The sequence below is a fragment of the Cedecea sp. genome (assembly GCF_036500665.1).
Lineage (GTDB): Bacteria > Pseudomonadota > Gammaproteobacteria > Enterobacterales > Enterobacteriaceae > Cedecea.
Genome location: NZ_DASYBS010000083.1, coordinates 80,074 through 97,746, shown reverse-complemented (window position 1 = coordinate 97,746; position 17,673 = coordinate 80,074). Strand labels below are relative to the sequence as shown.

The 17,673-nt window shown below is 54.9% G+C and carries 18 protein-coding genes; 7 read left to right on the top strand and 11 right to left on the bottom strand.

Annotated features, from left to right (window positions below; all coding sequences use genetic code 11):
* Positions 1-87: 87 nt before the first annotated feature.
* Positions 88-621 (bottom strand): hypothetical protein, encoded by a 534-nt coding sequence (locus tag VGM55_RS13260; RefSeq protein ID WP_331635705.1) that lies wholly within the window; start codon positions 619-621, stop codon positions 88-90.
* Between the two features lie 628 nt (positions 622-1,249).
* Between VGM55_RS13260 and VGM55_RS13255 the strand changes: the two genes are divergently transcribed.
* Both VGM55_RS13255 and VGM55_RS13250 read left to right on the top strand, forming a co-directional pair.
* Positions 1,250-2,953 (top strand): S-type pyocin domain-containing protein, encoded by a 1,704-nt coding sequence (locus VGM55_RS13255; RefSeq protein ID WP_331635704.1) that lies wholly within the window; start codon positions 1,250-1,252, stop codon positions 2,951-2,953.
* Positions 2,950-3,417, top strand: coding sequence for a DUF6392 family protein (locus VGM55_RS13250; protein ID WP_265439380.1), 468 nt, complete (start codon positions 2,950-2,952; stop codon positions 3,415-3,417). The genes VGM55_RS13255 and VGM55_RS13250 overlap by 4 nt, the downstream gene beginning before the upstream one ends.
* A gap of 135 nt (positions 3,418-3,552) precedes the next feature.
* On the opposite strand, the gene VGM55_RS13245 is transcribed toward VGM55_RS13250, so the two are convergent.
* The 7 genes from VGM55_RS13245 to ybbA form a co-directional block, all read right to left on the bottom strand.
* Positions 3,553-4,212: a methionine ABC transporter permease gene (locus VGM55_RS13245; RefSeq protein ID WP_331635703.1), complete on the bottom strand. Its 660-nt coding sequence runs from the start codon at positions 4,210-4,212 to the stop codon at positions 3,553-3,555.
* On the bottom strand, positions 4,205-5,221 hold the full coding sequence (gene sfbB / locus VGM55_RS13240) for a virulence-associated ABC transporter ATP-binding protein SfbB (RefSeq protein ID WP_331635702.1): 1,017 nt from the start codon (positions 5,219-5,221) through the stop codon (positions 4,205-4,207). The genes VGM55_RS13245 and sfbB overlap by 8 nt, the downstream gene beginning before the upstream one ends.
* 56 nt (positions 5,222-5,277) lie before the next feature.
* A complete protein-coding gene (locus tag VGM55_RS13235; RefSeq protein ID WP_061275251.1) occupies positions 5,278-6,114 on the bottom strand; it encodes a MetQ/NlpA family ABC transporter substrate-binding protein in 837 nt (278 codons plus the stop codon).
* A gap of 50 nt (positions 6,115-6,164) precedes the next feature.
* Positions 6,165-6,392, bottom strand: a complete 228-nt coding sequence (locus VGM55_RS13230; RefSeq protein WP_154187825.1) for a hypothetical protein — start codon at positions 6,390-6,392, stop codon at positions 6,165-6,167.
* 108 nt (positions 6,393-6,500) lie between these two features.
* Positions 6,501-7,652, bottom strand: a complete 1,152-nt coding sequence (locus VGM55_RS13225) for a porin (RefSeq protein WP_039295931.1) — start codon at positions 7,650-7,652, stop codon at positions 6,501-6,503.
* A gap of 220 nt (positions 7,653-7,872) precedes the next feature.
* Positions 7,873-10,287, bottom strand: coding sequence for a putative ABC transporter permease subunit YbbP (gene ybbP / locus VGM55_RS13220; protein WP_154187827.1), 2,415 nt, complete (start codon positions 10,285-10,287; stop codon positions 7,873-7,875).
* Positions 10,284-10,970 carry a putative ABC transporter ATP-binding protein YbbA gene (gene ybbA, locus VGM55_RS13215; RefSeq protein WP_154187828.1) on the bottom strand — a complete coding sequence of 229 codons (687 nt, stop codon included), beginning with the start codon at positions 10,968-10,970 and terminating at the stop codon, positions 10,284-10,286. Before ybbA ends, ybbP begins: the two co-directional genes overlap by 4 nt.
* Here ybbA and tesA point away from each other — a divergent pair.
* The 3 genes from tesA to VGM55_RS13200 all read left to right on the top strand — a co-directional run bounded on the left by tesA (position 10,938) and on the right by VGM55_RS13200 (position 13,322).
* Positions 10,938-11,561 (top strand): multifunctional acyl-CoA thioesterase I/protease I/lysophospholipase L1, encoded by a 624-nt coding sequence (tesA, locus tag VGM55_RS13210; protein ID WP_061275339.1) that lies wholly within the window; start codon positions 10,938-10,940, stop codon positions 11,559-11,561. The genes ybbA and tesA overlap by 33 nt on opposite strands.
* Before the next feature lie 77 nt (positions 11,562-11,638).
* Complete coding sequence (locus VGM55_RS13205) at positions 11,639-12,409, top strand: SDR family oxidoreductase (protein WP_038480260.1); 771 nt, start codon at positions 11,639-11,641, stop codon at positions 12,407-12,409.
* Positions 12,410-12,467: 58 nt separating this feature from the next.
* Entirely contained in the window at positions 12,468-13,322 is an 855-nt protein-coding gene (locus tag VGM55_RS13200; protein ID WP_331635701.1) for a co-chaperone YbbN, read from the top strand.
* A 38-nt stretch (positions 13,323-13,360) separates the two neighbouring features.
* On the opposite strand, the gene cfa is transcribed toward VGM55_RS13200, so the two are convergent.
* Positions 13,361-14,512, bottom strand: a complete 1,152-nt coding sequence (gene cfa, locus VGM55_RS13195; protein WP_331635733.1) for a cyclopropane fatty acyl phospholipid synthase — start codon at positions 14,510-14,512, stop codon at positions 13,361-13,363.
* A 243-nt stretch (positions 14,513-14,755) separates the two neighbouring features.
* On the opposite strand from cfa, the gene VGM55_RS13190 reads away from it, so the two are divergent.
* Both VGM55_RS13190 and VGM55_RS13185 read left to right on the top strand, forming a co-directional pair.
* Positions 14,756-15,670, top strand: a complete 915-nt coding sequence (locus VGM55_RS13190; RefSeq protein WP_061275269.1) for an SPFH domain-containing protein — start codon at positions 14,756-14,758, stop codon at positions 15,668-15,670.
* A complete protein-coding gene (locus VGM55_RS13185; RefSeq protein WP_331635700.1) occupies positions 15,667-16,113 on the top strand; it encodes an NfeD family protein in 447 nt (148 codons plus the stop codon). Before VGM55_RS13190 ends, VGM55_RS13185 begins: the two co-directional genes overlap by 4 nt.
* Here the strand turns inward: VGM55_RS13185 and cueR are convergent.
* Positions 16,110-16,520, bottom strand: coding sequence for a Cu(I)-responsive transcriptional regulator (gene cueR, locus VGM55_RS13180; RefSeq protein WP_038480251.1), 411 nt, complete (start codon positions 16,518-16,520; stop codon positions 16,110-16,112). The two genes, VGM55_RS13185 and cueR, sit on opposite strands and share 4 nt — an antisense overlap.
* A gap of 86 nt (positions 16,521-16,606) precedes the next feature.
* Positions 16,607-17,629: a phage integrase gene (locus tag VGM55_RS13175; RefSeq protein ID WP_331635699.1), complete on the bottom strand. Its 1,023-nt coding sequence runs from the start codon at positions 17,627-17,629 to the stop codon at positions 16,607-16,609.
* Positions 17,630-17,673 lie beyond the last annotated feature (44 nt).

Here is a 17,673-nt window from a genome sequence, read left to right as displayed (position 1 = left end):
GTTCGCGGAAAATTGTCAACTTCCACTTCTCGCTCATAGCAATCGCCTTCCCCCACCAGGGGGAAGGCAGCCATTCAACCTCAAAAATCAATGAACAGAAGGCACAGCCCCATCCTCGATCATCTTTAACTCACCTTCCGGGGAGCGAACAAACCTCGGCGCTTTTAAATCTTCGACCAGAACAACAAGCAACTCGTACAGCAGCCCGGTCATCTGCTCTTTTTGCTCCGGAGATTCCTGATGGTTCAGCAGGACGATGGTTAACGCCGCGCAGTATTCGCATAGTGTTTCGGAGTCCGTTGCTATCGGGTTACCGTAGCTGCCGGTTTCGCTCTCTTTTATCGTCAGCTTTTCTATCAGATAGTCCGGCATCGGGGCTTTTAAAACGCTTTTTAATACTTCCAGCCCGGCGAGCAGACGGCCGCATAGCGCCATACTTTCCGTGTGATTTTCGTTTTCAATCAAACTTCCTGCGTACTGCTCGCAAATATCGAGCACCTGGAAGAGATCCATCGCTGCCCCCTGCGGTTTTTCTAGCAGGGTTGCGATATTGCCCGCAAATGCGGGGTCTTGCGGGGTGATTTCAGGGCGAGCCTGTGTGTTACTATCGGCGTTAGCCACAGCGTGACTCCTACGAGGTTACGTTGTGGTTAGCCCCCGTCTGGTGTTCCACCACCATTCGGGGGCGCTTCTTTTTCCGGCCTTCACGGGTTTATCTCTTGCTCATCTCTCCGATCATACTGGATAGCCACACAGTGGCACAGCTTAAATTTCAGGCAAAACTGCAAACTTCGAGGCGGCTCGCAAGAATAAGGAAACGCTTTGGGGAATGACAAAGAGGAGATCGTCAAATCGCTGCCACCAATGCTGCCAGCCAAATAAATCCGCTCACGGATGCGTGATTCTTCTCTTTACCAATGGTGTTTTAAAATATCTCAACATATATTATTGCGTTATAAAAAAGCTCAGTGTGAGCGCACCACAGAAACATCATTACTCATTGATATTAAAGATAATAATAAAATTAAATTTATTGGAATATTGTACCTATAAACAAGGAGATAATAGTAAATATAAGTCAGTGGTTTGAATAACAGTAAATAGTTACCTGAATCAGTAAAAATAAAGTAATTTCATTTCAAAATAACAACCTGCTAATATCACGCCACAATAACTATTTAAATCACATGGAAATAATGGATAGTCAGGATAATGCAGGAAGCATTTACAGGGACTGGAGAAGACACTAATGGGTGCTATGGGATTTTATCTGCGAGTGGGTGACGCCACTACTTGCGGAGGAAAAATACTGACAGGAGACGAGACACTCAGCTGGTATGGCGTGGCTGGAGCGCGTGAAGGCGATCTCGTTACGTGCGGTAAGCATCCGGGAACCTATAAAATTCTGGGTGGTACATCTGATACATGGGATGAGGGTCGTAAGCTTGCGGGAACGTTGGAAAGCGAGAGTTCCTGTCCGTGTCGTGCGAAATTTATACAAACCATTTCGGATTGCTATATCAGGGACGATACACCGGAAGAGCAGGCAGAAAAAGAGCGATTGACCGCTCTTATACGACGTAAGCAAATGGAAAAAAAGCAGGAGGGAGAGGCAAAAGAGCTGGCGGAAGAAAGAGATAGCAACCGTGTCTTTGCCAAATCCTGCCTGCGTGGTGAGGGTTGTAATGATGCCGGAGAAGAGCGGGAACCCCATACCAATTTTGCTTCAATGGCATTTTATCAAGCCATTCCTCCTGCCGATCCTGCCTCTGATAATGATGCCCCGCAGCATGCGCAAACGGCCAGGAAAAAGAAACCTGTAGACGATATTCCCGAGCCCAGAAAGCGAAGCGCTCTGTACAAGTGGTGGTTTGGTAACCATGAGGAAATGGATTATCAGGCTGCAAAAGCTGCGGCCACGAGTGCCGTCAACGCACAAATGGCAGTGGAAGGCGCCAGCGTCCTTGGCCTGATTGGCGGAAGCGCGATTACGTCGGGGACGTGGGCGGTGAAACTGGGGGAAATGGCGACCGGGCTTGGGAGGGTCGCCACCAGCGGCCCCGGAGCCCCTGTCGCAGCGGTACTGGTGGGAATGATGCCCGGCAGGCTGAATAACGGTGAGCAGGATTTCATCGACCGTATGAGAGCGGAGCAAATGCGCGAAGCGCCAAGCCGGGTGCGTTATACATGGGAGCAGGACGATAAAGGCCATCCTGCTCCTCACGGCTGGCATACCCCTCCGGGAAAGGACATGGTTCGGGTGCGTAAAATGAAGTGGGATAGCGCCCGAAAGGCGTATACCTTCACCACAGAAGAAGAGCCGGGTATAACGATTATCTGGACACCAGATAACACGGGTGAAAATAAACCGTGGAATACAGGTAACCAGAACCCGGTCAGGATACCGAACCCGGTAGTGGTTGATCCACTGCCGGAAGATACTCGTATTGAGGCAACGACCACCCCGGCCCCGGAAGAAAAGAGTTTTGCGGATTATATTCTTATCCTGCCGTTGCCGAATATTCCGCCAATTTATGTTTATCTGAGTAAACCGCCGGTGGAGATACTGGAAGTTGAACTGTACAAAGATTTCACAAGGCGTTCAAGGCAAGGTAAGTATGAAGCGGATCATATGCCATCAAAAGCCGCCGTAAAGCGTTATATCCAAAAAGAATATCCTGGTTTAGATCGCGATATTATTGATTCAATGGCAAATAGCGTCGCAGCTGTTGTCATACCGAAAGAGGTACATCAAAAAATTAGCCAAACTTACGGTGGGCGCAATAATTCAGATCAAATATCAATGGACGCCAAGAACTTAAGGAGTGCGTTAGATATGAACTTTGACACAATAAAACCAGCACTCAAAGAATATGGTGTTACTGAGGAACAGCTTGAAACTGCAAGATCAAGGATGCACAAACTGAACTCTGAGCAAGGATTGTACAAATGACTGTGAATGTTGAAGCACTAATTCGTAGTTTGGGTAAAAGCTACAATGAGATATACGACGCTGGGTTGCTACCATACAAAACCCAACCGTCAGCATCCTCAGGAGATCCCGACCTCGGCTTAGAAATGGCAAAAGAAGGTATCTATCTATCCTTCAAACGTGATGGGCGCATATTTCAGGAGATGACGTTACGAATTCAATATGACAAAGTAAAAAACTGGTCATTCCCGAACATATTACCTGCACCACTCCAGAAAAGAATGTCTCGAAAGTGGATACATGAAAACTTTGGCCCTCCAGAAAAAAGCATCTCGCCAAGAGTCATCATGAAACACGAGATCGGCTGGATTGAACGATTCACAGTCGTAGACTTTCATATGCCGATTACAATGCAAATACGATACGACATGTCAGAGATGGTTGAAGCAGTAACATTCCTCCCAACTTCAGAACTCCGCTGGTAACTACCGTATTTCCGGCCTTCCCACAAGGCCGGAGCACTAATCCTTAGTGTGATTGATCCGCCGATGCCATTAAACAAAACATCTCCGGCAACTCAATCTAAAGCTGGCCGAACAAATATCCGGCCAGTAAAAGAGTTAATGCCTGTCGCGCTTATCGGCGCGTTTTGCCAGATAATCGCCAATCATCTGTACAACCTGCACCAGCACAATCAGCGCCGCAACCGTGACCACCATGACCTGGGTTTCGTAGCGGTAATAGCCGAAGCGGATCGCGAGGTCGCCCACGCCGCCGCCGCCGACAATCCCCGCCATCGCCGAGTAACCGATCAGGCTGACCAGGGTTATGGTTAACCCGCGCAGCAAACCGGCGCTGGCTTCCGGCAGCAGCACGGTGCAGATGATGCGCATCGGGCTGGCGCCAAAGGCCTCAGCCGCTTCAATAATGCCTTTATCCACTTCCCGCAGCGCGCCGTCCACCAGGCGGGCATAAAACGCAATTGCCGCCACCGACAGCGGCACGGAAGCCGCAATCGGCCCGATGGTGTTGCCGAGCAGGAACTGCGTCAGCGGCAACAACAGCACCAGCAGAATGACGAACGGCACCGAGCGCACGATGTTCACCACCACCGAGCTGAAGATGTTCAGCGCGCGGTTCTGCCAGAACAAATTACGGTCGGTAACGAAGATCAAAAAGCCCAGCGGCAGGCCGCCGATAATCGCCAGCAGCGTGGAAATGCCCAGCATCTGGAAGGTTTCGCCAAAGGCAATCGTCAGGTCCGCGACTAAATCATCCATTCAGCACCTCCACACAGGCCGTATTTTTCCGAATATGGTCGATGGCATCGCCCACCGCAGCCGGGTTGCCGGGGGCGGTAATCGCCACCACCAGGATGCCCAGCGCCCGGTCGCTGATGTACTCGATTTTGCCGTGCAGGATGTTCACGCCGACCCCGAACTTCACCGCCGCGAAGGAGAGCACCGGCTGCTCGGCCGAGTCGCCAACGAACATGATTTTCAGCAGCGCGCCGCGCATGTTGTCCAGCAGGCGCACCGGCAGCGTCAGGTTCAGCGTGTGGGACACCAGCTGGCGGGTAAATTCATGCTGCGGATGAGCAAAGATGTCGAACACCTCGCCGGACTCCACCACTTCCCCGCCGGACATCACCGCCACGCGGTCGCAAATCGTTTTGATCACGTTCATCTCGTGGGTGATCAGCACGATGGTGATCCCCAGTTGCTGGTTGATCTTCTTCAGCAGCGCCAGAATGGTGGCCGACGTTTCCAGATCCAGCGCGGAAGTCGGTTCATCACAGAGCAAAACATCCGGATGGTTAGCGATGGCTCGCGCAATACCCACGCGCTGTTTCTGCCCGCCGCTCAGCTGCACCGGGTAGCGGTTGGCTTTGTCGGCCAGGCCCACCAGCTCAAGAATTTCATCCACGCGCGGGCCGATTTTACTGCGTTCCCAGCCCGCTGCTTTGAGGCTGAAAGCCACGTTCTGCCTGACAGTCCGGGTATGCATCAAATTGAAGTGCTGGAAAATCATGCCGATGCGCTGACGCGCTTTGCGCAGCTCACTGTCCTGCAGTGCGGTTATCTCAGTTCCACCGATTTTTACGCTGCCCTCACTTGGGCGCTGGAGCGCGTTCAAGGTGCGTAATAAGGTACTTTTCCCGGCACCGCTGGTGCCAACAATGCCAAAAATCTCCCCCGCGCCAATGTGCAGCGAAACATCGTTCACCGCCCGGCTGGTCTGGCTCCGGCCCGTGGGGAAGTCCACGCAGACCTTTTCAATCTCAATCATGACAACCTCAAATCAGCGATAAAGAGCAGGCATCCCGCCTGCCCGCTTTGCTCTGGTTACTTTTTATCGGCGGCAACCATCCAGTCAGGTTTCTGGAAGGCGTTGAAAATATTCTGCGGATCGTCGATCGCTTTTTCGTAGGCCGGGGACTTCACGGTCTCCACGATGTCTTTGGCAAACGGTTTATCCGCATCTTCGGCACGCACCGCGATGATGTTTTTGAGGTTCTCGTCCAGGTGTTCCTGTTTGAGCGCAGAGGAGAGTTTCAGCCCGGCGGCAATGGCAAAGTTACCGTTGACCAGCGCGGCGCTGGCGCTATCCAGCGTGCGCGGCAGCTGTGCGGCTTCCAGCGATTTAAACACCAGGCCTTTCGGGTTGGTGGCGATGTCGCGCTCGGAGGCCTTGGTCGGGTCAATGTTGTCTTTGATGGTGATAAGCTCCATCGACTGCAGGAAGCGCAGCCCACGGGCGAGGTTGGTCGGGTCGTTAGACAGGGTGACAATGTCGCCTTTCTTCAGCTCGTCCAGGCTTTTGACTTTATGGGAATAAATGCCCATCCCGGCGGTTGGCACGGTAATCAGCTTCGCCAGCTTGAGGTTTTTGTCGGCGGTGAATTTGTCGAAGTACAGCGAGTGCTGGAACAGGTTGGCGTCGATGCTGCCGTTGGCCAGCGCCATGTTGGGCTGCACGTAGTCGCTGAACTCGCGCACCACGACTTTATAGCCTTTCTCTTTTAACGACGGGGCGATGGCCTGTTTGACCATATCGCCGTAAGGCCCCGGCGCCACGCCGAAGACGATGGTGTGCGGGTCGCTGTTGGCCTGAGCAAACTGCAGGCCGCTGGCCAGAAGTAAAGCGCCGGTCGCCACGCGCCAGCCGAAACGATTTCCCATGGGTATTCTCCCTTACAGAATGATGTGTGGTGTCCTGAGGCGAGCCTCTTTCACGGGCCGCTTACTAAGTCGTTGATCCAACTGGACAGAGTAAGATGGCACATTCCGTTAACAGGGTTAATTGAAAATATTTCATCTTGCGCGCGGGAGAAGGCGCGGCGGGCATAAAGCGGGCTTTTGCGAATAACAAAAAAGCAAAGCGGATTTTCCGCTTTGAGATTGATGACAAACACCCGAAAAGCGTGGTTTTCGGGTGTTTGGGGTAAATCATAGAACATAATTCATTGTTTTTATTAGGTCGCAGTTCGACCTTTTTCAGGACAACGAACTTTGTGAAAAGTACCCAAAGCGGAAATATCCGCTTTGGGTATTAAAAGAACGCTGACTTAGAAATCGTAGCGCAGACGAACCAGGTTCATGTCGCCCAGGTTGTCGGTGCTGGAGGTGAAGACGTGCTCGTAGTCCACCTGGAAGCCGTAATCCAGCTTGAAGCTCACGCCTACACCGTTGTCGATGCGCTGGTAGCTGCGGCCGGTCACGTACTGCAGACGGTCACCCATGAAGTATGGCTGTACGGATTTCACCGCGTACTGGCCAACCGGGATGGTGTAACCCGCAAAGTACTCGATGCCCCACGCGTCGCCGGAGAAGTAGTTGTTCACGTCTTTCAGCTTGGTGGTCAGGAAGTTCTGGTACCAGCCGCCGCCGAAGCTGAACGTCCAGTTGTCCGGTTTCCAGCTCAGCGCCGTCCCGTAGATGTTCTGGTTGTAAGACTTGCTGTCGCCGTCGTTCGGGTTACGCATATCGGCACGGGTGTAGTTCCATGCGGTACCCCAGGTCAGGTCTTTGGTGATGTGGTAATCCACGCCCAGAGAGCCGCCGCCTTTACGTTTGTAGCGCATGCCGTTGGTGGCACGGATGTCGTGATCTTCAAACAGGTAAGAAGCGTACACGTCCGCATCGCCGAAGGTGTTTTTGTACTTCAGCATGTTGCGGGAACGGTAAGAGCCGTCGTAGTCGCCGTTCATGCCGTTACCTGGAGCCTGACCGATCATGTCGTAGTCCCAGATATCGGTTTTCGCGCCAACCACATCATAGTAGATGCTGTTTTGCTGGCCGTAGGTCAGCTGACCCCAGGTTTTGCTTTTCAGACCGGTGTACAGCATACGGCGAGTGGTATTGTTCGCGCCTTCTGCATAGTGGTTATCCCACTCGAAGACCGCCGGAATATTCACGCCCAGCTCGTAATAGCTGATCCAGCTAATATCATCGAACAGATAATAATCAGCTGCGAAGCGGAAACGGGTGCCGCCGTCAAAGCCATTACGTTTGTAAGAGCCTTTATCGCCGTCGCCGGACATCATATTAAACTGTGGACGAATACTGCCGCCCACGGTGAAATTGAGGCGGCTGAGCGGGTTACCGGCCTGCGGATCTTGCTTCAGGACGGTGATTTCTGCGTTAGCAGCGAAAGATGCCATACCTGCAAGCAGGCCAGCCCCAATCAGTAATGGTAAAGCGCGCAAATTTGCTTTCATGTGGATCCCTGGTAAACGTATTTATTATAAGCGGGGGCATATTAACGCTTATTAAGTCCGATTTCTGAGGGATTTTTATTAATTCGTGCGGTTATCTATCAGTCTTTTCTTAATAGATATTAAAAAAACATCAATAAATGCAGAAAATATGTTCTAACGCAATAAATAGCGAAATATAACAAAGTTTATAGCGGTAGCCGGGCATCCCTGCCCGACCTCCTTAGACGACAAACTGGCGGAACAACGCCTTCCCTTTCAGCAGGCGAACGCCCAGCCAGCCGCCGCAAAGCGACAGCAATACCGCCCCGGTAACAGGCAGCACGATCCACAGACGCAAATCAGGCTCCCACGGGAAGTCGAACACCCGCGTTTGCAGCACGCCAAGCGCCGTTTCGGCCCCGATGGCCGCCACCAGGCCGGACACCAGCCCCAGCACGGCGAACTCGCACCATAGCGTGGTTCTGAGCAGCTTTTTGCCCGCGCCCAGCGTGCGGTAAACCACCAGTTCCTGATGGCGCTGGCGCATGCCAACCTGCACCTGAGCCAACAGCAGCAGCAGACCGCAGGCGGTCACCAGCACCACCATCACCTCCAGCGCGCGGCTAACCTGCTCCAGCACCTGACCGATTTGCTTCAGGATAGCCCCGATATCCAACAGGCTGACGGTCGGGAATTCGCGGTTAAGCTGGGTCAGCAGGCCGTTACTTCCCTCCCAGCGGAAGCTGGTGAGCCAGCTCTGCGGCTGCCCGTCGAGCGAGCCCGGCGGGAAGATAAAGTAGAAGTTTGGCCGCAGGCTTTCCCAGTCCACTTTGCGCAGGCTGGTCACCTTCGCGGTGAAGTCCTGGGTATCTCCCATGAAGGTCACGCTGTCGCCGAGCCTGATGTTCAGGCGTTTCGCCACGCCGTCGTCCATCGACACTTCCCCGGCCTTCGGCGGCCAGCTGCCCGCAAGGATCGGGTTATGATCCGGCTTCTGGCTCTGCCAGGTCAGATTCAGCTCGCGGTTCAGCGCTTCGTCCGGGTTGCCCTCGGTGGACTGGCCGTTAATCGCCGTCATGCGCGCCCGCACGATGGGGTAAAACGAATCCGGGATCACCTGATGGTCGGCGAGGAAGGTTTTCACCGGCTGAACCTGCTCCGGCGCAATGTTCACCAGGAAGTAGTTCGGGCTTTCCGGCGGCAACTGCTGCTGCCATCTGTCCAGCAAATCGCCCCGCAGCACGAGCAGCAGCGCCAGCAGCATAAAGGAGAGCGAGAACGCCGCCAGCTGGCTGAGCGTCGCCCACGGCTGGCGAAGCAGGCGGTTAACCGCCAGGCGCAGGGCCAGATTTTTCAGCGTCAGCTTCTTAAGCAGCTTCAGCACGCCCCAGCCAACGAGGCCGCACAGCGCCGCCAGCACCAGCGTGCCCGCCAGCACCGCCCAAAGTAGCGAACTTCCGCCCATGAGCAACGCCAGCAGCAGTACCACAACGACGCTAATCACCGGCAGATAAATTTTCAGCGGCCAGACGCTGGCCACGGCGTCACGGCGCAGCACGCGCAATGGCTGAGTCGCCAGCAAAAGTCGATACGGACGCAGCCCCACCAGCACGGAGATTGTTACCATCGCGCCGATAGCCCACACCCACGGCCAGAGGCTCGCTGGCGGCAGCGCGGCCGGCAGCACCGGCTTCAACAGCTGCATCAGTGCGGCTTCAAACAGCAGCCCGACGGCGCCCCCGGCAATCGCCGAAAGCAGCAGCACCATCAGCCACTGGCCGATAATCAGCTTACGCAGCGCCGCCCTGCCCGCCCCCAGCGTTTTCAGAATAGCCACCAGGTCGTAGCGGCTGCGGCAGTAGTGGCTCATCGCCACGGCAATCGCCGCCACGGCCAGCAGCAGCGTCAGCAGGGCAGAAAGCAGCAGGAACTGCTGAGAACGCTCCAGCGACTTGCCCAGCGCGCCTTCGTCCTGCTCCATGCCGATCCAGCGCTGCTCCGGCTTCAGCTTCGGCAGCAGGAAGTTTTCAAACTGCTGCAATTGCTGTGCGTCGCCGCCAAACTTGTAGCGCCAGCTAATGCGGCTGCCGGGCTGCACCGCCCCGGTTTTCTCGACGTCGGCCAGGTTCATCATCAGCCGGGGCGCAATCTGGAACGGGTTAAACCCGGCGTCCGGCTCCTGAATCACCTGCCCGGCAATACGCAGCGTGGCATCGCCCACATCTATGTTATCGCCGACTTTCAGGTTGAGTAGAGCCAGCAGGCGAGGCGCAAGCAGCGCGGTACCCGGCTCCGGTTTCAGTCCCGGCGGGTTAGTTTCCAGCTCGCCGTACATCGGGTAAACGCCGTCGACCGCTTTCACATCCGCCAGCTGCGGCGTGTCGCCGGCAAAGGTCATGGTGGCGAAGCTCAGCTGTTTGCCGACCTTTAAGCCATCGCTTTGCGCCTGAGTCAGCCATTCATCCGGCACGGCGCGGGCGCTGCGCAACGTCCTGTCGCCCGCCATATACTCGCGGCTTTGCTGGCTGAGGCCTTTTTCCATTCTGTCGCTGATGCTGCCGAGCGCCAGCACGCAGGCCACCGCCAGGCTCAGCGCCAGCCAGACAATCAGCAGCGAGGGAGAGCGCCACTCGCGCCAGAACCAGCGGGCTATCATGCTTCCTCCCACAGTTTGCCTTCGCGCAGCCGCAGGCGCCGGTCGCAGCGTGCCGCCAGCTGTTCGTCGTGGGTGACGAGGATCAGCGTGGTGGAGAAATCACGGTTGAGGGAAAACAGCAGGTCGGCAATGCGGTCGCCGGTTTGCCTGTCGAGATTACCGGTAGGCTCATCGGCAAACAGCACGCCCGGTTTGCCGTTAAACGCCCGAGCCAGCGCCACGCGCTGCTGTTCCCCGCCGGAGAGCTGTGCTGGCAGGTGATCCAGGCGTTTGCCTAAGCCCAACTGCTCCAGCAGCGCTTTGGCCTGAGCGCGGCTGGCCGAGCTGTTTTCACCGCGCAGCAGCGAAGGAAGCTCTACGTTTTCGAGGGCATTCAGGGTGGGCACCAGCATAAAGGACTGGAACACAAAGCCGACGTTCCTGGCACGCAAGGCCGCCCTCGCCTCTTCATCCATGCTGTGCAGCGGCTCGCCGCAAAGGTGGACTTCGCCGTCCGTGCCGTCATCAAGCCCGGCCAGAATCGCCAGCAGCGTGGACTTGCCCGAGCCTGACTCGCCAATCAGGGCGATGGTTTCGGCCGGTTTGACAACCAGCTCAACTCCGGTAAGGATGGAAAGCTCGTGTTCACCCTGACCCACGGACTTACTAAGATGATGAACTTCAACAATGTTTTCCGCTGGCATTTGCCCTTCCTGTTTCTGGCTTTGATGACCTTCCGCGCCGCCGCGGCGGACACGTTATTGATTTTAGGCGATAGCCTGAGCGCCGGTTACCGTATGGCAGCCACCAGCGCCTGGCCCGCTCTGCTGGATGCCAAATGGCAGCCGCAGAATACAAAAGTCGTGAATGCGAGCATCAGCGGTGATACCGCTGCGCAGGGCCTGTCCCGCCTGCCCGCGCTGTTAAAGCAGCATCAGCCTCGCTGGGTTTTAGTGGAGCTTGGCGGCAACGACGGCCTGCGTGGGTTCCAGCCTCAAGAGGTAGAAAAAACCCTTAAGCAGGTTATCACCGATGTGAAGGCCGCCAATGCCCAACCGCTGCTGATGCAAATTCGCCTGCCCGCCAACTACGGACGCCGCTATAATGAGGCGTTTAGCGCTATTTATCCGCAGCTTGCCAAACAGTTTGATATCCCTTTGCTCCCGTTCTTTATGGAGGAGGTGTATCTGAAACCGCAATGGATGCAGGATGACGGCATTCACCCTAACCGTGATGCTCAGCCGTTTATCGCCGACTGGATGGCGACGCGGCTGACTCCGTTACTCTCTAAATAACCGGCGCAGCAGCGCCAGGCATGACGAGATAGTTAAACACGACTGATAAATAATCGGGGCACCCTTCGGGTAAAGTTATGCAAAAATCCGTTTTAATTACAGGCTGCTCCAGCGGGATTGGCTTAGCCAGCGCGCAGGAGTTACAGAAGCTTGGCTACAACATTCTCGCCGCCTGCCGTAAACCGGAAGACGTAGAGCGCATGAATCAGCTCGGTTTTACCGGCGTTCAGCTCGATCTTGATGACCCGGAAAGCGTCAAACGTGCCGCCGCCGAAGTGATTGAAATTACCGGCAATCGCCTGTACGGGCTATTTAATAACGGCGGTTACGGCGTGTATGGCCCGCTGAACGCCATTTCCCGCGAACAGCTTGAACAGCAGTTTTCCACCAACTTCTTCGGCACGCACCAGTTGACCATGCTGCTGCTGCCCGCCATGCAGCCTCACCACGAAGGCCGCATCGTGATGACCAGCTCGGTGATGGGGCTGATTTCCACGCCGGGGCGCGGGGCCTATGCCGCCAGTAAATATGCGCTGGAAGCCTGGTCAGACGCGCTGCGCATGGAGCTTCGCCACAGCGGGATTAAAGTCAGCCTGATTGAACCCGGCCCGATCCGCACCCGCTTTACCGATAACGTCAATCAAACCCAGAGCGACAAGCCGGTAGAGAACCCTGGCATTGCCGCAAGGTTTACCCTCGGCCCGGAAGCGGTGGTGGCGAAAGTGCGCCATGCCTTTGAAAGCCCAAGGCCGAAGCTGCGCTACCCGGTGACCGTGGTGACCCACGTGATTACCGTGCTGCGCCGCCTGTTGCCGGCGTGCGCAATGGACAAAATTTTACGCAGCTGAGTTGAAGTCCCGGCCTCAGCCCCCATGTAAAAAACAAATGCTTAACAGAGAATCGCCCATGTCCGCAGAAAACATTATCAACATTACCGAAGCGAACCTGCACCAGACGCTGGAACAGTCCGTGGCTAAACCCGTGCTGTTTTATTTCTGGTCTGCCCGCAGCCAGCACTGCGAACAGTTAACGCCGGTACTGGACAAGCTTGCAGCCCAATACAACGGCCAGTTTATTCTCGCCAAAGTTGACTGCGACGCAGAGCAGATGGTGGCTTCGCAGTTTGGCCTGCGCTCCATTCCTACCGTGTACCTTTTCCAGAATGGTCAGCCGGTGGACGGCTTCCAGGGGCCGCAGCCGGAAGAAGCGATTCGCGCCCTGCTCGACAAAGTGCTGCCGCGTGAAGAAGAGCTGAAAGCCCAGCAGGCAGTGGAGCTGATGCAGGAAGGCAAACACGCCGAAGCGCTGCCGCTGCTGAAAGATGCGTGGCAGCTGTCCAGCCAGAACAGCGAAATCGGCCTGCTGCTGGCGGAAGTACAGATTGCCCTGAACCGCAGCGAAGACGCCGAAGCGGTGCTGAAAACCGTGCCTCTACAGGACCAGGACACCCGCTACCAGGCGCTGGTTTCCCAGATTGAATTGCTGAAGCAGGCTGCCGACACGCCGGAAATTCAGCAGCTGCAGCAGCAGGTACAAAACGAGCCGGACAACGCCCAGCTCGCCAGCCAGCTCGCATTGCAGCTTCATCAGGTTGGCCGGAACGAGGAAGCGCTGGAGCTGCTTTATACCCACCTGAAAAAAGACCTGGGCGCAGCAGACGGCCAGGCGCGTAAAATGATGATGGAAATTCTGGCCGCGCTGGGCACCGGTGACGCGCTGGCATCCAAATATCGCCGTCAGATTTACGCCCTGATGTATTAATCTGCTAAAAACAAAAGGCCGGATATTCCGGCCTTTTTTTATCGGTAAACGCGGATCCCGCCGTCAACGCCATTCGGGCTGAACAGCACCTGCCAAAGCTGAATATTCCGCGCGCGAAATGCGCCGGCACAGGCGTTCAGATAATAGGTAAACATCCGTTTGAAACGCTCGTCATAATTACGCGAGATATTAGGCCAGCAGCGGAGAAAATTATCGTACCAGGCCATCAGCGTTCTGTCGTAATCCGCCCCAATATTGTGCCAGTCTTCCATAATAAAATGTTTTTCGCTGGCGCTGGCAATATGGCGCACCGACGGTAAACAGCCGTTGGGGAAAATATACTTATTGATCCAGGGGTCGACGTTTAAATCCGTTTCATTCGAACCGATGGTGTGCAGCAGAAACAGGCCATCGTCTTTAATATTGCGGGCGGCAACCTCAAAATAGGTGCTGTAGTTTTTCGGCCCGACGTGCTCGAACATGCCCACGGAAACAATGCGATCAAATTTGCTGTTGAGGTCGCGATAATCCTGCAGCAGGATCTCGACGTCCAGGCCCCGGCAGCGATCCTGCGCCATTTTTTGCTGCTCCGCCGATATCGTTACGCCGACCACCGACACGCCGTATTCCTGTGCCGCATACTGCGCCAGACCGCCCCAGCCGCAGCCGATATCCAGCAGCGTCATGCCCGCTTTTAGCTGCAGTTTTTCGCAGATCATATGCAGCTTGTTACGCTGGGCCTCTGCCAGATTGCCCGCATCTTTCCAGTAGCCGCAGGAATACTGCATATACGGATCGAGCATCGCGGCAAACAGATCGTTACCAATATCGTAGTGCTCTTTGCCGACTATCCAGGCACGCTTACGGGACTGCAAATTAAACACTCTGGCCCCGGCGATACGCAGCAGGTCGGAGACATGCTTCGGCATTTTGCTGTCCAGACCGTGGCGCAAAATATGGGTAAACAAAATATCCAGCCGGTCGCAGTCCCACCAGCCGTCCATATAGCTTTCACCCAGGCCGAGAGAACCTTCCTGTAATATTCGCTTGAAGAAGTCTGGATTATTCACCCGAATATCCGCCGGGCCGTTGCCGTCAATATCAATCGCCATGGGTGAAATTAATTCTTCCACGATTTTCTGCCAGTGGCTGTTATTGGTCTGATGCTGCTCAGCTATTATTGTCCCCATTGCTTCCTCACCGGGATAAGTGCTCTTGCCAAATACCGCCCGCCCGATAGCGCGAGCCGCCGAAGCATCCGATATTACGCCTGCGCACAGCATGCGTGAAATGAACTTACCCAATGAAAATCATTCCATTTAGGAATAATAAAATAATAAGCAGCAATTAATTCTCAACGGGCGCCGGACTGTTGCTGAATGTTTCAGGTTAAGCAGTTAGACTGAATGCAAAACAAACAGGAGGTTTTTTTAATGCTTATCGTGATCCCCGTATTAATTCTCGTGGCGCTGGTGGTTGTAGCGGCCGGGGTAAAAATCGTGCCTCAGGGCTTTCAATGGACAGTCGAACGCTTTGGCCGCTATACCAACACCCTGATGCCGGGCCTGAATCTTGTGGTGCCGTTTATGGATCGCGTGGGCCGCAAAATCAACATGATGGAACAGGTGCTCGACATCCCTTCCCAGGAAGTCATTTCCAAAGATAACGCCAACGTCGCCATTGACGCCGTGTGCTTTATTCAGGTGGTTGACGCCCCGCGCGCGGCCTATGAAGTCAGCAACCTCGAGCTGGCAATCATCAACCTGACGATGACCAACATCCGTACCGTGCTCGGCTCAATGGAACTGGATGAAATGCTGTCCCAGCGCGACAACATCAACACCCGCCTGCTGCACATCGTGGATGAAGCCACCAACCCGTGGGGCATTAAAATCACCCGTATCGAAATCCGCGACGTGCGCCCGCCGGCCGAGCTGATTGATGCCATGAACGCCCAGATGAAAGCCGAACGTACCAAGCGCGCCTACATTCTTGAGGCCGAAGGGATCCGCCAGGCGGAAATCGTCAAAGCCGAAGGTGAGAAACAGTCGAAAATTCTGAAGGCCGAAGGGGAACGCCAGTCAGCCTTCCTTGAAGCCGAAGCCCGCGAACGTAGCGCCGAAGCGGAAGCCCGCGCCACGCAGATGGTGTCCGAAGCTATCGCCAAAGGGGATATTCAGGCGGTGAACTACTTCGTTGCCCAGAAATATACCGATGCGCTGCAGCAAATCGGCTCGGCCAATAACAGCAAAGTGGTGCTGATGCCGCTGGATGCCTCCAGCCTGATGGGCTCCATCGCCGGGATCAGCGAACTTATCGCCCAGAGCGGCAACGAGCGTAAAAAATGATCGACAGTATTCTCGCGCACCCACACGTCTTCTGGCTTGCGCTAGGCGGACTGCTGCTGGCGGCGGAGATGCTCGGCGCCAGCGGCTATTTGCTGTGGAGCGGCGTGGCGGCGGTCATCACCGGGCTGCTGGTCTGGGTACTGCCGATCGGCTGGGAAACGCAGGGCGTCTGTTTTGCCCTGCTGACGCTGGTCGCCGCCTTTCTCTGGTGGCGCTGGCTGTCCAGCCGCAAGCAGCAAATTCCAGGTGAAGTGCTCAACCAACGCGGCCAGCAACTGGTTGGCCGCCGTTTCCGTCTGGAAACCGCGCTGGTCAACGGCCGGGGGCATGTTCGCGTGGCAGACAGCAGCTGGCCGGTGACCGCCGATGAAGATTTACCGGCGGGCTGTGAGGTTGTGGTGCAGGCCGTGGAAGGCATTACGCTAAAAATTAAAGCGGTTTAGTTTATCTCGTGGCGATGGCAGCAGCCGGAAAGGTTGTCGATGATCGGGCAGTCGGCGCTTTCATCGCCAGGACAGGCTTCTGCCAGCGTCAGCAAATGCTGACGCATATTTTGTAGCTCAATAATATGCCTTTCGATATCCGCGACCTTCTGTAAGGTGCGGGCTTTTACATCCGCGCTGTGCCTCGCCGGATCGTTAAACAGGCTCACCAGCTCCTTGCACTCTTCCAGATTAAACCCGACCTGGCGGGCCTGGCGCAGCAGCGTCAGCTCATCGAGGTGCTTTTGCGTATAGCTCCGGTAGCCGTTGTCGGCGCGAAACGGCGGCGTGACCAGCCCTTTCTCTTCGTAAAAACGAATCGCCTTACTGGTTAGCCCGGTTTTTTTCGCCACATCGCTAATATTCATTTTTGCTCCTTGACCTTCCCCTTGATGGTGGGATTCTGAAAGGCGCAGCCCTGTAAGGTACTGCGCCGAATCAATATTTTAAAGACTCAACAAGCCTTTAAAACCCCCTCTTTGCCTCCAGAGTGTGGACACAATGTGGACATGCCGCTGAGAGGATTATAGCTCACAGCGTCCAGCAAATAGTCTGGTGCGAAGTGTGCGTAAACCATCGTTTGAGAAATATCCGCATGACCCAAAATTCGCTGTAAGGCAATAATGTTGCCCCCCTTCATCATGAAGTGCGTTGCGAAAGTGTGCCGCAAAGCATGGGCCGCCTGTCCATCTGGCAAGTTAGGTTTTGCAGCCTTCATCCGCAGGCGGAACGTTTTATAACTAACACGGAATAAACGCCCGGACTTGCGATTTTTAACAATGCTAGCCACCTCATCAGAGATCGGGACAACGCGCCGTTCACCATTTTTTGTGAGAGTGAACATTACCCGGTTCCCGACTATATTTTCAGCCTTAAGCTGATAAGCCTCACCCCAACGAGCACCGGTAGCCAAAAGTAAAACAGCTATACGGTAGTAATCACCTGCCGTCATCCCCAGCAAACATTCAACTTCTTCTTGTGTCAGATAGGTCATTTCGGTTTTAGGCTCTTTCAGAGCCTTGATCGCACTTACCGGGTTTTCTCCATGAAACTCGTCAATCTCTGCCATTGATTTGAATATGCCACTGAGGGCAAACAGATCATGGTTGATAGTGGATGCTTTGATCCCTTGTTCAAGTCGATAGGCCCGGTAATCAATCAGGCTCCTCGCATCAATCTGGTAAATCATTGGATCCCCCATGTCGGTGCATATGCAATTAACGGCACTGAGACGGCGATTTGCATAACTCTTGTTGCGTCCGATAAGTTGCCACCAAAGCGCTATAAATTCGCTTAAGCGTCGTTTATCTGCTGGCCGGTTCAGGTATTCATGATTCTGGTACTTCGCAATGATGCTACGCTCAAAAGCATGTGCATCGGCTTTGCGTTCAAACTTCCTACGGATGCGCTTTCCGTCGCGCCCCCGAGGTCTTACATCCACTTCATAGCGACCATCTTCGAGTTTCTTAACGGACATAAGAAATCCCTCCAATAGTCAGATCGCTATCCTGGTAACAAATA

Coding starts and splice junctions, on each gene's coding strand:
- ybbA (WP_154187828.1), bottom strand. CDS start 10,970: ATGCCAGCGGAAAACATTGTTGAAGTTCATCATCTTAGTAAGTCCGTG.
- VGM55_RS13250 (WP_265439380.1), top strand. CDS start 2,950: ATGACTGTGAATGTTGAAGCACTAATTCGTAGTTTGGGTAAAAGCTAC.
- VGM55_RS13205 (WP_038480260.1), top strand. CDS start 11,639: ATGCAAAAATCCGTTTTAATTACAGGCTGCTCCAGCGGGATTGGCTTA.
- tesA (WP_061275339.1), top strand. CDS start 10,938: ATGATGAACTTCAACAATGTTTTCCGCTGGCATTTGCCCTTCCTGTTT.
- sfbB (WP_331635702.1), bottom strand. CDS start 5,221: ATGATTGAGATTGAAAAGGTCTGCGTGGACTTCCCCACGGGCCGGAGC.
- VGM55_RS13235 (WP_061275251.1), bottom strand. CDS start 6,114: ATGGGAAATCGTTTCGGCTGGCGCGTGGCGACCGGCGCTTTACTTCTG.
- cfa (WP_331635733.1), bottom strand. CDS start 14,512: ATGGGGACAATAATAGCTGAGCAGCATCAGACCAATAACAGCCACTGG.
- VGM55_RS13225 (WP_039295931.1), bottom strand. CDS start 7,652: ATGAAAGCAAATTTGCGCGCTTTACCATTACTGATTGGGGCTGGCCTG.
- VGM55_RS13230 (WP_154187825.1), bottom strand. CDS start 6,392: ATGTTCTATGATTTACCCCAAACACCCGAAAACCACGCTTTTCGGGTG.
- VGM55_RS13255 (WP_331635704.1), top strand. CDS start 1,250: ATGGGTGCTATGGGATTTTATCTGCGAGTGGGTGACGCCACTACTTGC.
- ybbP (WP_154187827.1), bottom strand. CDS start 10,287: ATGATAGCCCGCTGGTTCTGGCGCGAGTGGCGCTCTCCCTCGCTGCTG.
- VGM55_RS13200 (WP_331635701.1), top strand. CDS start 12,468: ATGTCCGCAGAAAACATTATCAACATTACCGAAGCGAACCTGCACCAG.
- VGM55_RS13245 (WP_331635703.1), bottom strand. CDS start 4,212: ATGGATGATTTAGTCGCGGACCTGACGATTGCCTTTGGCGAAACCTTC.
- VGM55_RS13175 (WP_331635699.1), bottom strand. CDS start 17,629: ATGTCCGTTAAGAAACTCGAAGATGGTCGCTATGAAGTGGATGTAAGA.
- cueR (WP_038480251.1), bottom strand. CDS start 16,520: ATGAATATTAGCGATGTGGCGAAAAAAACCGGGCTAACCAGTAAGGCG.
- VGM55_RS13185 (WP_331635700.1), top strand. CDS start 15,667: ATGATCGACAGTATTCTCGCGCACCCACACGTCTTCTGGCTTGCGCTA.
- VGM55_RS13190 (WP_061275269.1), top strand. CDS start 14,756: ATGCTTATCGTGATCCCCGTATTAATTCTCGTGGCGCTGGTGGTTGTA.